The 14,787-nt window shown below is 47.3% G+C and carries 12 protein-coding genes and 1 pseudogene; 1 reads left to right on the forward strand and 12 read right to left on the reverse strand.

The genetic code is table 11. The features are described 5' to 3' along the window. Window positions 1–19: 19 nt before the first annotated feature. From NB463_RS19120 to NB463_RS19135, 4 genes are all read right to left on the reverse strand, one after another. Window positions 20–898, reverse strand: a complete 879-nt coding sequence (locus NB463_RS19120; RefSeq protein WP_048625206.1) for a DMT family transporter — start codon at window positions 896–898, stop codon at window positions 20–22. A gap of 208 nt (window positions 899–1,106) precedes the next feature. Then, window positions 1,107–4,154, reverse strand: coding sequence for a D-2-hydroxyglutarate dehydrogenase YdiJ (gene ydiJ / locus NB463_RS19125; RefSeq protein WP_258430804.1), 3,048 nt, complete (start codon window positions 4,152–4,154; stop codon window positions 1,107–1,109). A 56-nt stretch (window positions 4,155–4,210) separates the two neighbouring features. Then, window positions 4,211–5,080, reverse strand: coding sequence for an amidohydrolase family protein (locus tag NB463_RS19130; RefSeq protein WP_258430805.1), 870 nt, complete (start codon window positions 5,078–5,080; stop codon window positions 4,211–4,213). A gap of 58 nt (window positions 5,081–5,138) precedes the next feature. Further along, entirely contained in the window at window positions 5,139–6,032 is an 894-nt protein-coding gene (locus tag NB463_RS19135; RefSeq protein WP_258430806.1) for an alpha/beta hydrolase, read from the reverse strand. 154 nt (window positions 6,033–6,186) lie between these two features. On the opposite strand from NB463_RS19135, the gene NB463_RS19140 reads away from it, so the two are divergent. Then, a complete protein-coding gene (locus NB463_RS19140; RefSeq protein WP_005375751.1) occupies window positions 6,187–7,143 on the forward strand; it encodes a GlxA family transcriptional regulator in 957 nt (318 codons plus the stop codon). A gap of 46 nt (window positions 7,144–7,189) precedes the next feature. Here NB463_RS19140 and NB463_RS19145 read toward each other — a convergent pair whose 3' ends face one another. The 8 genes and pseudogenes from NB463_RS19145 to NB463_RS23975 form a co-directional block, all read right to left on the reverse strand. Beyond that, window positions 7,190–8,560 (reverse strand): MmgE/PrpD family protein, encoded by a 1,371-nt coding sequence (locus tag NB463_RS19145; RefSeq protein ID WP_258430807.1) that lies wholly within the window; start codon window positions 8,558–8,560, stop codon window positions 7,190–7,192. A 17-nt stretch (window positions 8,561–8,577) separates the two neighbouring features. Then, complete coding sequence (locus NB463_RS19150; protein WP_258430808.1) at window positions 8,578–9,414, reverse strand: nitrilase-related carbon-nitrogen hydrolase; 837 nt, start codon at window positions 9,412–9,414, stop codon at window positions 8,578–8,580. A gap of 4 nt (window positions 9,415–9,418) precedes the next feature. Beyond that, the gene (locus NB463_RS19155) at window positions 9,419–10,300 is read right to left on the reverse strand and encodes a glycine betaine ABC transporter substrate-binding protein (RefSeq protein ID WP_258430809.1); all 882 of its coding nucleotides are present in this window, start codon (window positions 10,298–10,300) and stop codon (window positions 9,419–9,421) included. 57 nt (window positions 10,301–10,357) lie between these two features. Continuing rightward, entirely contained in the window at window positions 10,358–11,071 is a 714-nt protein-coding gene (locus NB463_RS19160; protein WP_258430810.1) for an ABC transporter permease, read from the reverse strand. Further along, window positions 11,068–12,237 (reverse strand): ABC transporter ATP-binding protein, encoded by a 1,170-nt coding sequence (locus NB463_RS19165; protein ID WP_046873661.1) that lies wholly within the window; start codon window positions 12,235–12,237, stop codon window positions 11,068–11,070. The genes NB463_RS19160 and NB463_RS19165 overlap by 4 nt, the downstream gene beginning before the upstream one ends. Before the next feature lie 24 nt (window positions 12,238–12,261). Beyond that, the gene (locus NB463_RS19170; protein ID WP_005391019.1) at window positions 12,262–12,864 is read right to left on the reverse strand and encodes an ABC transporter permease; all 603 of its coding nucleotides are present in this window, start codon (window positions 12,862–12,864) and stop codon (window positions 12,262–12,264) included. Window positions 12,865–13,154: 290 nt separating this feature from the next. Further along, window positions 13,155–13,691, reverse strand: a complete 537-nt coding sequence (locus tag NB463_RS23970; protein ID WP_374044833.1) for a methyl-accepting chemotaxis protein — start codon at window positions 13,689–13,691, stop codon at window positions 13,155–13,157. After that, window positions 13,689–14,468: pseudogene (locus NB463_RS23975) on the reverse strand (PAS domain-containing protein); the annotation flags it as partial. The pseudogene NB463_RS23975 and the gene NB463_RS23970, both read right to left, overlap by 3 nt. Window positions 14,469–14,787: the final 319 nt, after the last annotated feature.

The following is a 14,787-nucleotide window of genomic DNA, read 5'->3' on the forward strand; positions in this document are numbered from 1 at the left end:
CTACCCAAACCTCTTGAAGCTACCTAGGGATAGACAAACGAAATCGACCGCCAGTACGATAAATAATAAGAGAGAATAAGATAAGCACACAGCCTACTAGCTTATTTGCCGTTAGCACTTCGCCATACCACAGCACGCTTAGAATGACGGTCCAAACTGGCTCTAATATCATGATCAAGGCAGCATTACCTGCCTGAACAAATTTTTGCCCCATGGTTTGCATTACGTAACGCAAGCTCGTCGCTAGCAAGGTGCTCAACGCGAACCACCACCAAATGGAGGAGTCAACCTCTGCCGGAAAAGACTCCATAAAGAAAGAAACCAACAAACCTAAACAACCAGCAGAAAAAAGCTGCACGCAAGTAAGCAGCAACACAGGTAGTTTTTGAGAGTATTTGCTGTTCACATTAAAATGAAGCGCCAAAACCAGTGCTGCACCAAGAAACCAAAATTGACTGGCCGATTGTTTCCAGCCACCAACTAAAGAGAGACAGGCGAGCCCTAATACCGCGATAGGCAAAGAAAGCCAGAAAATTCGTTGTGGTCGTTGACGAAACATAACCCACGCAACAATAGGCACAAATAGCATGGAGAGACTCATGATAAATGCGCCTTCCCCAAGCGTGTCGCTGATGGAGATGGCGTAAATCCATGTCATAACGGCACTACCTAACAGTAGCCCGACACCACCAGCAGAAAGCACATCTCTCAAATTCGCTTTCAACAAAGGTCGATAGCACAACGGCAGCAGACAGAGCGATGCAATAGTAAATCGCGCCCCGATAAAGCCGAAAGGTGGTAAACCCTGTATTGTTTCCTTAGAAAAGATCCAACCAAGTGCCGCGATCATCGTTGTCGCAACCAGAATAACCGTCGCTTTGCGTTCTGAGTTAAACATAAGTACTCACAAAATATGGAACACAGTATCGCAGCAAGGGAAGTTTGCTGCGCTGTTGTATCAATTTGAAAGGAGTTTCTGTCGAGCGGAAGTGAAAGCCCGACTCTCTCCTATGTTGTTAAGCAGATTGAAGTTCTGCGGTCGGATACATTAAAGGCAGGTAAAGTCTTAAGGCAAGCGTTTTCGTATACTAAATTGCCTAAGCATCTTATGCACTAAACAAACTGGCTAAAACTTGGACCGGATGTCGAACGATCTCCCCTTCAAAACGCTTAACTTGACTGCGGCAGGAGTACCCCGTGGCTAACACACGCTCAGTGGGCAGGTTCTTTATATTCGGTTTCCAACTCAGCTGATAAATAGCTTTAGACGTACTTTTCTTATCCACTTCATGGCCGAATGTCCCCGCCATACCGCAACATCCCGTAGGTATCACCTGCAGCTTTAAGCCAAAGTGATGAAAAATAGACTGCCAAGATTTCTCAGTCTGCGGTATTTTGGTCTTTTCTGTGCAATGCGCCATCAAATACCAAGGTTCTTCGTCTGATACACTTACTGGCAGCCATTCATTGAGTGTATCCACCAGCCACTCATGAGCCGTATAAACTGTAAACTCGCCCCGCTTTTCTTTTAGAGCCTGACGGTATTCATCGCGATAACAGAGTACTAAGGCTGCATCGATACCGATCATAGGAATTTCAAGCTCAGCAACTTGGTTGAGAAAATCCGAGGTGTTTTGTGCATTTCTGGCGAATGCCTTAAAGAAACCTTTTACATGTTGAGCTTTCCCATTAGGTTTGAAAGGCAGAACAACAGGGTGTTTCCCTAACCGCTGCAATAACTGAATAAAGTCCGAAACCAACTCGGCTTCATAAAAGCTGGTAAATGGATCTTGAACAATCAAGACGTAATTTTGCTTCACTTCTGGGGAAAGCGATTCTAGATACGCAAAGTCGAACGGGCTCACGCCAAGTGCCTGACATCGACTTTGCAACGTAGGGATAGATAGCACTGGCGAATCAACAAAACCGATGGATGTCTCTAATACTTGCGTAACAGGCCTACTAGATGCAATTTGATTAACCAGCTTGGGAGCTTTTGCCATAATCGGCAGCAGTTGCTCAATATTCGACACCAGATAGTCGCGCAGAGGTCTGCGATAACGCGAGTGATAGAGGTGTAAAAAACGTGCTCTAAAATCAGGCACATCAACTTTTACAGGACACTGACTCGCACATGCTTTGCACGCTAGACAACCGTTCATCACCTCATAAACTTCATGCGATAAATCATCAAATGCGGGGCGAGATATCAACTTACTCAGCTTCTGAGTCAAAAGCTTAACCGATAATGTTTGATTGAGAAGCTGTTGTTCGTTAGCGAGCAAATCGAAGCCACTATCATTAAGGCGACGCAGCCATTCACGCATTATCCCTGCCCTCCCTTTCGGAGAGTGGCGACGATCGGCTGTTACTTTAAATGATGGACACATTGGGCTATCAGCATCGTAATTAAAACACAGCCCATTGCCATTGCAAGACAGCACGGGCTTAAGCGACTCTCGGACCTCTACGGGGATCTGACGATCATAGTAGCCACGCTTGGTCGCTGTGACTTTTACCATTTCAGCGTCGCTATTCAGTGGCGTGCAAATCTTGCCCGGGTTCATTTTATTGTCGGGGTCAAACGCCGCTTTAATACGCCTTAATTCAGTAAAGAGCTCATCACCAAAGAAGGCAGGTCCATATTCTGAGCGATATCCTTTACCGTGCTCTCCCCACATTAAACCATTGTATTTTGCCACCAGCGCGACCACATCATCGGACAGTTGATGCATCAACGCTTCTTGTTCGGGGTCACACATATCGAGCGCCGGACGCACGTGAAGGACGCCAGCATCTACATGCCCAAACATGCCATAATGCAGGTTATTGCGGTCTAGCAACGTACGAAATTCCGCGATAAAGTCCGCTAAATTTTCAGGCGGCACACAGGTATCTTCCGCGAATGCAATCGGCTTTGCCTGACCTTTGGTCGCGCCAAGCAGCCCAACCGCTTTCTTGCGCATACCATAAATGGCTTGGATGTCTTGGGGTTCACGACAGACTTGATAACCTATGATACCACTGCGTCGGTGAGCCATTTCTTTATCGAGAATTGAAAGTAAGCGTTCAACTTTATCCTCAATATCATCGTCGTGACTGCCTGCGAACTCGACAAAGTTAATCCCTTGCATCTCTTTGCCCCGCACATCTGAGATCGCATGTTTTACCGAGTGCCAGACAATGTCTTCTCTTGCAAGATTGAGCACCTTTGCATCAACCGTCTCTACCGATAGCGCCTCTGCTTCGACCATCAAGGGAGCATTTCGCAATGCAGAATCAAAGCTATCGTATTTAACGTTCACTAACCGTCGCGTGGTAGGTATTCGCGTAAGATTGAGCTTGGCTTCAGTGATAAAAGCTAACGTACCTTCAGAGCCACATAATATTCTCGTGACGTCAAACTCTTCACTCTTGTCGTTGATGGCATTTTTTAGGTCATAACCAGTAAGAAATCGATTCAGAGGAGGAAACTTATCCAGAATCTGTTGACGCTTGTCTCGACAAACTTTCTCTGTAATTTTTAACGCTCGCGATACTACATCGCTGTTTAACCATTTGTTTTGTTGAATAGCTTCGGTATCGAGCACCGAACCATCCGCCAATACCGCTTTGAGCGCCAACACATGATCCGAGGTTTTACCATATTGCAAAGAGCCTTGGCCTGATGCATCGGTATTAATCATCCCACCTAATGTTGCGCGGTTGCTGGTCGATAGATCTGGAGAGAAGAAATAACCATGAGGGCGAACGATGTCGTTGAGTTGATCTTTGACTATCCCAGTTTCCACTCTCACCCAGCCTTCCTGCTCGTTAATCTCTAACACTCGATTCATGTAGCGAGACAGATCAACCACGATCCCCGAGTTCAATGATTGTCCGTTGGTGCCCGTTCCGCCTCCTCTGGGCGAAAAGGTCAGGTGCTTAAATTCATCATGTGCACTGACCTTGCCAAGTATTACCACATCATGATGGTTGGCAGGAAAGACGACCGACAAAGGAAGTTGCTGGTAGACGCTGTTATCAGTCGCCATGCTCAATCGAGTGGTATAGCGGGCATCAGTATCCCCCTTGAAACCAAGCTGTTTAAGGGTGTTAAAGAACTTGATAACCACAGGATCAGAGGAACCCTGTAGCGGAAGTGCAGGAAGCATAATTTGAATCAGTGCCTTACGGTTGTCTTTTTTAGGTTGGTAACATGAATGCGGAGTTAAAAGCGGTAGAGGCGCTTGGGGTTATCGACCAGAATCTTGCCAAACAGTGTCGTATCTTGCGTCCAGTACCACAAGGTATCTAACAACTGGCCATCATTTGGCATCTCAGCAGCAAAACATGGGTGAGGCCAATCCGAGCCCCAGACGCATTGCTCTTCATTCGCTTCTAACAAAGCTTGAGCAAACGGAGAAACGTCATCATAAGGCGGCAATTGAGGTGACAAACGATACGGCGCCGACAGTTTTGTCCACACTTTCCCTTCGGCCTTAAGCTTCAATAAGGTTTGAAAGCCAGGATGAGAAACAAGCTTGCTTGTTGGCATATGTCCAAGATGATCAATCACTACGGGTACTGGTAAAGCCCTTAATCGCTGATATAAGTCATCAAACTGCGAAACATCAATTAAGCATTGAAGGTGCCAGTGTCGCTCTGCAAGGCGAGCCGCTAAACGTTCAACATCACGCCACTCAATACCGCCTTTAAACAGCAAATTCATCCGTACACCACAAAAACCGGCTTCTTGTAGCTCATCCAGCGTTTGCTCGGACACATCCGCATCCACGACCGCAACGCCTTTGTAATCGTAACCTTGCTGGCGCAAATACCGTAATGTATCAAGATGCAACTGGTTGTCATTGCCATACACACTCGGCTGAACCAGCACGCCATGACGGATGCCTAATTGCTGGTGCAAATGCAGGTACGCGCCGATGCTGGCATCAGGTGGCGTGTAGGTTCGCGTTTCACAGTACGGATAACGTGAAGAAAAAACGTGGGCGTGACAATCAACCGCGCCTTCAGGAATCGCGATTGTTGGTTTATGTACCAATGGGTCCGCCGCTTCACAAAATGGAATTATGCTCATCGAAAATCATCCTGTCAGAAAGGTAGAGGTGCCATAAACGAAAGCACCTCTTGAAGACTTAACTAAAGTTCTCACTCAACCAGTTCGCGATCACGCCAGAGAACTGAATAAACTTAGGATCTTCGTCCAACATCCATTCGGTGTGACCGCCTTCAGGCAGTAGGAAAAGAGATTTCGGCCCAGGGTATTTCGCGTACAGCGACTTTGCTTCGGTCACTGGGTGAAGGTCGTTTTCTGCACCGTGCGCAATCAAGATTGGCGCGTCTGCAAATCGCTCGTCCAGTAGAGCTTCCGGTTTGAAATTGATGAGAGAATCCGCAAAATCCAGATCAGATGTCACGCCGTAACCCGGCGCTTTGACCAGTTCAGTGAATACATATTCGCGGCTTACTGGGTCAAGCGGGTAGATTTCAAATGGATCAATCCCCTGCTTTTCTCCACCAAGAGCAAGGCGTGTACGCTCTTCTAACATAAATTGACGGAACGCTTTCCAACCGTGCTCGCCACGTTGAGCAACCTGAACACGTACCGCATCATAAAAGCCGTTCATGGAGATAAGGCCATCAATCGCATCTTGGCAAACTCGGTAAGCATCAAGAATTAATCCCCCCGCCATGCCCCAGCCAGCCAGTACGACTTTGCGGCCTTCCTCGTTAGCGCGCTGTTTCACAACCGCAACCGCATTAGCGATGTCGCGTACTTGTTCATCCAGAATAACTCGCTCACGAATGCCTTCAGATTCACCAAAGCCACGGTAGTCAAATCCGAATACTGTGAAGCCCTTTGCAGTTAAGGCTCTCGCGTAACGCTCTGGGTGAATATTTTTTTGCCCAGTAAAGCCTGAGCAGACAATAACGATCGGTAAGTCTGGGTTGTTAACGTTCTCGTCAGTAAAGAAAGCGCCATCAAGGCGTAGACCATCACTAATTACTGGGGCTTTTTGTTCAATCATAATTATCTCGTCCAAATGAATGTGTATGCTCGACAAAGAACTCCTTGTCTTAAGTCACATCATGTTCGAATTTTGATAGCAATAATTTAACAATTGCGACATTCTTATCCAGAAATACGACATAGATGAACTGCCCACTTGGTGACCACAGAGAATGAAAACGACACACACGTATCGCATTGGTTTTTTCCTTATTCCTGATTTTTCGATGCTCTCTTTTTCGGCGGTTATCGAACCTCTTCGAATGGCCAACCGCCTCGCTGGTTGCGATTTGTATCAGTGGGATATTTATGGATTCGAAGATAAAGAAGTATCGGCCAGTAATGGCGTTTCATTCTCGCCAACACAGTCAGTCAACAACATTGCCCATTTAGACTTGCTGCTGGTTGTAGCAGGTATTGGTGCCCACGTTGCTGCTGCGAGTGGCTCGGTGAATCAGTGGTTAAAGCAAGCGCTTCGTCAAGGTATCGCCGTGGGCTCGACTTCGACAGGCAGCGTGTTGTTAGCAAAAGCTGGCCTGTTAAAAAACAAAACGTGTACCGTGCATTGGGAGTCCGCCAACAGCCTGGCAGAGGAGTTTCCAAACATTAACGTGACCAGTGAGTTGTACGAATTCGACCCACGCACACCAACTTGTTCGGGCGGCTTAGCTGGTTTGGATATGATGCTTCATTTAATTACAAACCAACATGGGAGCGACTTGGCGAATCAAGTGGCAGAGCAATGCATTCACCCTGCGATTCGACCCGCGCATGATAAACAGCGGATGTCGTTAATCCGTAAACACAACATCCGCCACCCGCGCCTGCTCGACGCTGTAGAGATCATGGAGGCCAACATGGAAGAGCCGCTAAAATGCTATGAAATTGGCGAACAAGTAGGATTATCGGTCAGGCAGATGGAAAGGTTATTTTTACAATACTTACAAGACAAACCAGGCAATTACTACCTTCAACTGCGCCTAGAGCGCGCTCAACATTTGTTGTTGCAAACCATGCTGTCCATCACCCAAATCAGCACCGCTTGTGGGTTCAGTTCTACATCGTATTTTGCGCGCTGCTACAAAAAACGCTATGAAAAAACGCCGCGTGAAGAGCGACGTTTAGCTTAAGATTGAGTAAGAGAAGAGAAGTTCGATCTCTTCGATCTCTTCGATCTCATAGTGACGAGCCAGGCGACGTGTCAGACGGCTTGTCAGACGGCTTGTCAGACAAAGTACCTTGGTAAAGCAGTGATAGCCAAGCAAGTACCTGCTCTTTGCTGGCTTTATCAAGTTGCAAACAGCCCTCTTCTATCGCTGACACGCGTGAAGCGGACAATTCTTTCTCTGCCAAAGTGCGAAACTTACCTCGCATCTCGTCTCGACTGAGCGGATTTTCAGGATTACCTCGCGCAATACAGGGAGGCGAAGTCAGTTTGTCGCCATTTTTCAACGTCACCACGACATGCGCCCAGCGTTCGGCTGGAAACTTATCATTGTAAGCGGGCTCTTCAATTAACCTCATCCGCTCCGTAAGTGCCAAGCGAGCAGGATCTTTCAGCCCTTTGGTGACGGCTTCTACCGTGACCGTATTATCAATAACCGCACTCGCGACTGAAAATGGCAAACTGTACTGAGCCTGCTCGGTTGTCTCTGGGCGCTTGGTATGCAGGCACACCGCCTGGTGAAAGCTGTGAACTTCGATAAGTTCAATCTCATCAGGTTCTAGTTTATTTTCTTGTTGCAGCGCTCTCACTGCTTCAACCGCGGGTTGAGCCCAACGACAAACCGGATACGGTTTAAAGTATTGCTCCAGGATATACCAGCGCTGCCCTAAATCTGCCCACAAAGCGTGAGTTTGTTGGTCCAGCAGAGTCACGGCTGGCGCGCCAGTAAAGCCCTCTTCTGCTAGCTCAGTACTGGCGAAGCCCGCCATCGCTCCCCAGCCAGAGCCGTCTTTGAGCATGGTTGGATGTTCAATACAACGCATCATTTGGCTGCGCGGGCCATAGAACTCGGCAATGCCGAGCGCATGCTCTGTTTGTGCCTCCGTTAAGCCTTTTCTTCTTGCAGACACCGCAGCGACGCCCAACGCATTCCAAGCACCAGAAGTATGATAATCACAAGCGGTTTGATGCAGCGCGATTCCGGCGCGAGTTGCTATTTCGTAGCCAATGACGAGGGACGTTAATAACTCTTCTCCCGTAACTGCTGACTCATACGTACTGGCGAGCAGCGCCGGCAAAACAGCGACGCCAACATGGCCTTTCGTCAGGACTTGGCCGTCGTGCGCGTCCATACTGTCAATCAACATGCTGCCATATAGAGTCGCCCCACAACCACTGGCCGTGTGATCAGAAAACAGCATTGGCGTATCACCGGCAAACTGCTTCTGCGCGAGTTTGGCTACCATGTTTTGCAGCTGCGTCGCTTTACCAGCTGCCGCGACACCTAACAAATCCAAGACGCAATATTTCGCTTGTTCAATAACGTCAGCAGGAAGCTGTTCAAAGGTTAATTCGTGAATAAATCGATGAATAGATTGCATCGTCTACTGCTCCAGTTTTAGCGTTTTGCCTTCGACAATAGCGTTGTGATCAATGGTGTATTGCTGTCTCGCACGGTAGGCAGCTCGAATCTGGCTTTGTCAATATCGTCCAATGACAAGGTTGCAGTTATCAAGGTTTCACCGTCTTCTGCCTGCGCCAATAGCTCACCCGTTGCAGACAAAATACAGCTTCCTCCCCAAAACCACGCTTCGCCCTCTGGCCCGTAACGATTGGCCATCAAAACTGGGGTTCCGTAGAGCACCGCATAGAATTTAACGTTAACTAACCAGTTGTCTTCGTTGGAAAAGTCTTTACTGACAATACTGCTGGCCGAGTTGATCGGCGCGAGCAAGATTTCAGGCTTATCGAGTAGCGCGCAATGAACCAAAGGTGGGTTCCATAAATCGGCACAAATTAAAACCGAGCCTCGCCAATTTTCATCAAGACAAACGCTGGTGGTGGCATCTCCCGAATGAAACCACTTGCCCTCTTCAAGCCCACCATAGGTTGGTAAATTGATTTTGCGATGCACAGCAACCACCGTACCACCGAGCAACCAAGCCATCGCGTTGTAGTACTCTCCCGGCGCGGCCTGTTCCACAAAGCCGACAATTACGGACATGTGCGGCGCAAGTTGCGCAAGCTCTTTAAGCCGAGCATCATCACGCTTCATGGCGACTTCACGCACTGAGGATTGGAGCTGGTATCCGGTCAAGGAGAGTTCAGGAAATAGCAATAGCTGCGACCCCAAGGCCGCAGCTTGCTTTATGTAATCCTGATGAGTATTCAGATTGGCATTCACATCGCCTAACTGGGCGTTGATTTGGGCCACACTGACTTGCAGGATAGTCATGGTATTACCCCAAGTTATGCTCAGATAGGAACTGGCTTGCGACTTCTGAGATCGAACGTCGCTCCACATCAACTTGTTGATTCAATGTCGACATCGTATCGCCATCGATCGCCGCTGAAAGCGCGTTCATTTGCTCGGCAAGCTGAGGGTTCGCATCTAGCGTTTCTTGGCGAACCACAGGAGTGATCGCGTAATCAGGGAAGAACTGTTTGTCATCCGTTAAAACGGTAAAACCAAATGCTTTGATACGACCATCTGTTGCAAATACAAGCGCAGCATCGACTTCTTTCCCTTTCAGCGCATCATAAGTTAACCCCGTATCCATGCGTTTCACTTGGTCTCGTGACGCTTTGAATTTGTAGGTTTTCTGTAAAGGTCGGAAGCCATCTTTTCGTGCATAGAATTCCGCATTCAAAGCAATGGTCATTGGCGGGTCTTGGCGCATTTGCTCGGCAAAGTCGGATAGCGTTGAGATGCCACGTTGTTTCGCATCGTCACTGCGCATAGCGAGCGCATAGGTGTTGTTCGCTTTTGAAGGGTTAAGCCAAACTAGGCCTTTCTTGGCATCCAGTTCCTTAACGCGTTGATACACTTGCTCTGCTGGGAGCTTATCTTTGACTTTGTTGTAAATAATCAGTGATGTGCCCGTGTACTCCCAATAAAGATCAATCTGACCGTTTTCTTGCGCTTTACGCAAAACCGCACTGCCCATGCCCGAACGTTTATCAACGTCGTAGCCTTTTCTGGTTAAATATTGAGACGTAATTTCCGTTAAAAGCTGTTGTTCTGTAAAGTTTTTACCACCTACGACGATTTCTGCAGATGCGTGAAAACTTGAAAGCAGTACACCAACGGCCAGCAAGCGGCGAGTAATTTGCTTCAACATGTTTGACTCCTGTCTGTGTTCAATTTTTAGGATTGTTATTGTCTAGCTCTAATAGGGTTACAGCCTTTTAGGTACAGTGACATAGGAAACGGCTCCTACCACACTGTCGATAGCGATAGCCAACATCGCTGTAGGAATAGCGCCTGCCAGCATCATGATGGGTTCATCCAGATCAATACCGGTAAAAATGAGCTCCCCTAACCCACCGCCACCAATTAAGAAGGCCAGCGGAACGGTACCCACGTTGACAGCTAACGCCGTGCGGATACCGGCAAAAATGACGAACAGTGCATTAGGAATTTCAACCTGAAACAACATTTGTAACTCGGTCATACCAATGCCTGACGCCGCTTCTTTTAAATGAGCGGGCACTTCTTTCAGCCCGATGTAGGTGTTTCTGACAATCGGCAACAACGAGGCAATCGTCAGCCCAAATACCGCAGGCACGGTGCCAATGCCAAGAAAGCTCATTGCCAGCGCGAGAATGGCTAAAGTAGGAATCGTGGTCCCCACATTCAAAACCTGCATCGCCGATTCTGCGACTTTCTGAAAACGAGGGCGGCTGAGCAATACGCCGACGGGAATCGCGATTAGGATCGCCAACCCACCAGACAGCAGCACCAGTTCAATGTGCTGAAACGTCAAATAAACAATGTCTTCTTGGTAGTAAAGAAAATCATCGATCGTACCCGCGCCTTGTAAATAAATACCCGACGCAAAGACACACGCCAATAAAATGAAATAGTAGGTTTGTTTAAGCTGATTGGTCACGATGCCTCCTTAGCCTGATGCAATGGCTGCGGCTGACTAGGAGAGGTATCGCGCTGATAAGTTGCGCCTAGATAATGGGTAATGCCGCGCTGTGTGACTTCGCCCACTAAGCGGCCATTCTCGTCAACACACGGCATCCAAACAATGTCGTGCGTGAACATCTTCGACGCGACTTTACGCAGATCATCCGTGGTTCGGGCGATTGTTTTCAGGCCGACATAATGTTCGCCGCAGTACCCCTTCATATTGATTGCGGTAGCTTTGGGCACATAACCGATAGGTTGGTGTTGGTCATTCACTAATATCACGGCGTCGCGATACCCATACGCGTCAATTTTGGTTAGAGCGTCGGCAAGCGTATCGTTAGGTTTCACGTACGCAAAAGTGGTCTGCATGACGGATTCAGCTGTAACTAAGCGAAGACGTTTAAGTGCGCGATCATCTCCGACAAAGTTTTTCACGAAATCATCTTTCGGGTGTGCGAGCAAATCGTCAGGCGTATCGTACTGAACCAGGTGACCATCACGGAAAATCGCAATTCTATCGGCCATTTTGACCGCTTCATCAATGTCATGACTGACAAACATGATGGTCTTGTTGAGCTCTTGCTGCATTTTAAGGAACTCATCCTGGATTACTTCACGGTTGATCGGGTCAATCGCGCCAAAAGGTTCATCCATCAGCATGACGGGAGGATCCGCAGCTAGCGCTCGGGCAACACCAATTCGTTGCTGCTGTCCGCCAGACAACTCATTTGGATAACGATTAAGGAAGACACTAGGATCAAGAGCCACCATCTCCAATAGCTCTTTTGCACGCGTCATGTATCTTGCCTTATCCCACCCTAATAACTTGGGAACCACCGCGATGTTTTCGCCGATCGTCATGTTGGGAAATAAGCCAATTTGCTGAATAACATAACCGATATTTCGGCGCAGAGTGACTGTATCCATCCCTGAAGTATCTTCACCGCCAAGATAGATCTTGCCAGATGTCGCGGGAATAATTCGGTTGACCATTTTCAGCGTGGTAGTTTTGCCACAACCGGATGGGCCAAGTAACACACAAATTTCACCACTGGGAACTTCCATCTCAATGTGATCTGCGGCAGTCACCGGGCCATTAGGCGTTTCAAAAATTTTGGTTAGCTTGTCAATTTTGATCATTTGAATGTCCCTATTATTTGTCCTTTATCGAGCTGCAGTCAGGCCCGGTGGCGTTAATCTTTTTTGTAGTCGAATCAATCCGTAATCCGCGATGATAGCCAGAAGGCTAACGGCGATGGCACCAACGATCAGTTGTCGAGGATCACTTTGCGATATGCCACGGCTGATAAACACGCCCAACCCTCCTGCTCCGATATACGCGGCGATCGCCATAACGCCAATATTCATTACTACTGCCGTTCTCACACCCGCCATAATCACCGGAATCGCCAACGGAATTTCCACCATTTTCAAACGCTGAAAAGGCGTCATCCCGATGCCGCGAGCTGCCTCTCTGAGTGACGGTTCTACGTTGTGAATGGCGGTATAAGTGTTGCGAATAATAGGTAGCTGAGAATAAAGCAGTACGGTAATCACGGCGGGCACGTAGCCAATCCCATGACCAATGGTCGATAAGAGAGGAATCATCAAACCAAACAGTGCGATTGAAGGAATGGTGATAATGATGGACGCTACGTAAAGCACCACTTTCGCAACGCGCTCATTTTGTGTGATAAGAATGCCGATAGGTACGCCAGTTAGGATGGCAAGCCCAACAGCCAGAGCGACCAAAGAGATGTGCTCCATGGTAAGCGTACCTAGCAGCGCTAAGTTATCTATGGTGAAATTTAGTAAGTCCAAGTAGGTCTCCCCCAACTGTGATTCGCAACCAAGTTAACAGGACATTAAATTACGCTACTTTTTATTAACAGTATTGTAAAATAGCGACACGTTAAGATAGAAATACGAAATATTAAGGAGGGAAATAAATGGCTTTCTCATCACCAAAAAAAGCGCTTTATTGGCGATGAGCAGCAGTAGTAAACAAGTTGATTATATCGGAACTGAAAAAAGCCATTGATAGCATGAAGAACCCACTACAATGAGCGGTTAAATTGCTCCACAGCCTCTACGACACGGCTAGCGCCATCTTGTATTTCGTTCATCACATTCCCCGCTTTTTCTGAAAGCTTTAGCGTATCTAGTGCTTCTTTTTGGCATTTGGCGATCAGTTGGACAGCATTATCGGTTCGCTCTAAGTTTTCAGTTACCATTGTGACAATTTCATCCGTGGTCGCATTGGTTCTTGTGGCAAGCTGTCTGACCTCGTCAGCCACCACGGCAAAGCCTCTACCATGCTCACCCGCGCGAGCTGCTTCTATCGCCGCATTTAACGCCAGTAAGTTAGTTTGGTCAGCAATACCACTGATACTATTAACCAGTTCACTAATGCGTGATGAGTGCGCTTTGAGCTCGTCAATGGCCGTATTCGCTTGCTGCATTTGGTCAGACAGTGTTTGCACCTTTTCTAGCGTCGAACCTATCACTTGCTGACCTTGCAGTGTTTGTGTTCCGGTCTCTTGAGAAACTTCATTAGCCAATTGCGCAGCCTGAGCCATTTGCTGCTCTTGCATCACCTGCTGGGTGATGTCGGTCGCGAACTTGACGACCTTGTAGAGCTCTCCTCTATCGTTATGGATAGGGTTATAGGAGGCTTCTAACCATACCTCTTCACCGTAACGGTTAACTCGCTTAAATCGGTCTGAAGCAAACTGTCCTTTTGCCAAACGTTGCCAGAACTCGCGATAAGCTTCAGAACCAGCCTCTTCCTGATCGCAGAACATACGATGATGCTTCCCTTTAATTTGATCCAGTGTATAACCCATCGTACTAAGGAAATTATCATTGGCCTTTAATACATTACCATCTAACGTGAACTCAATAACCGCCATAGAACGGCTCAACGCATTCAGCATGTCCTCTTGCTCACGCGATGCTTTGATCGTTCGCGTAAGCTCAGAAGCAAACACAAAAAAGCTTTCGACTTCTTGATGTTCGTTTAAAACAGGCTGGATAACCGTTCGTAACCACGCTTCTTCGCCGTTGCCTTTAAGTACTTGCATCGCGCCATTCCAAAATACTTTGTCTTGAACGGCTCTCTTCATTCGATGAAAGTGCTCTGTATTGCGCGAATTTGATGGCACCAACTCGGTAATCGGTTTCGCTAAAATATCTGCATCAGTGAAAAAGAGTTGTTGGTGAAGTTTTGTATTTACAGAGGTAATGCAACCTTTCTTATCCAGCGTTAAGCGAAGCATTTCTTCATCTAAACTGTGTTGGATTTGCTGCAAGCGTTGCAGATCCTGCTTTAATCGTTGGTTTTCTTGCTGAAGCGACTTATTAAAAAACATGACTTTCTCTCATTTGACTAATCTTCGAACTAGTCAACGGTTTATTATTTATATGCCCAATAGCCTGCAAAGATACGATTTCGTTTGATCGTTCTTCAAACGCAATTCCTGTCTCCGAGCTGAGATACCTACATGACATAAGGCTATTTTTCTTTGGTATGACTTAAGCGCAGTATACTGAAATTTCTTCACCGCCCAAGTTGTTTATATATTTATCAATATTAAGGCAATTGGCAGCTATTAGAGATCCGTATTAATGCGGATAGTTGTATGGAGAAAGGATATATTTGGATCAAAAAAAGCCCTTTCCATAAAGGAA

It is taken from the genome of Vibrio sp. RM-41-2B (assembly GCF_024744415.1).
In the GTDB taxonomy this organism is placed as follows: domain Bacteria; phylum Pseudomonadota; class Gammaproteobacteria; order Enterobacterales; family Vibrionaceae; genus Vibrio; species Vibrio diabolicus.

Bases quoted from the DNA above. Each gene is read 5' to 3' on its own strand.
- NB463_RS19120 (WP_048625206.1), bottom strand. From the start codon at position 898: ATGTTTAACTCAGAACGCAAAGCGACGGTTATTCTGGTTGCGACAACG.
- ydiJ (WP_258430804.1), bottom strand. From the start codon at position 4,154: ATGCTTCCTGCACTTCCGCTACAGGGTTCCTCTGATCCTGTGGTTATC.
- NB463_RS19130 (WP_258430805.1), bottom strand. From the start codon at position 5,080: ATGAGCATAATTCCATTTTGTGAAGCGGCGGACCCATTGGTACATAAA.
- NB463_RS19135 (WP_258430806.1), bottom strand. From the start codon at position 6,032: ATGATTGAACAAAAAGCCCCAGTAATTAGTGATGGTCTACGCCTTGAT.
- NB463_RS19140 (WP_005375751.1), top strand. From the start codon at position 6,187: ATGAAAACGACACACACGTATCGCATTGGTTTTTTCCTTATTCCTGAT.
- NB463_RS19145 (WP_258430807.1), bottom strand. From the start codon at position 8,560: ATGCAATCTATTCATCGATTTATTCACGAATTAACCTTTGAACAGCTT.
- NB463_RS19150 (WP_258430808.1), bottom strand. From the start codon at position 9,414: ATGACTATCCTGCAAGTCAGTGTGGCCCAAATCAACGCCCAGTTAGGC.
- NB463_RS19155 (WP_258430809.1), bottom strand. From the start codon at position 10,300: ATGTTGAAGCAAATTACTCGCCGCTTGCTGGCCGTTGGTGTACTGCTT.
- NB463_RS19165 (WP_046873661.1), bottom strand. From the start codon at position 12,237: ATGATCAAAATTGACAAGCTAACCAAAATTTTTGAAACGCCTAATGGC.
- NB463_RS19170 (WP_005391019.1), bottom strand. From the start codon at position 12,864: ATGGAGCACATCTCTTTGGTCGCTCTGGCTGTTGGGCTTGCCATCCTA.
- NB463_RS23970 (WP_374044833.1), bottom strand. From the start codon at position 13,691: ATGCAAGAGCAGCAAATGGCTCAGGCTGCGCAATTGGCTAATGAAGTT.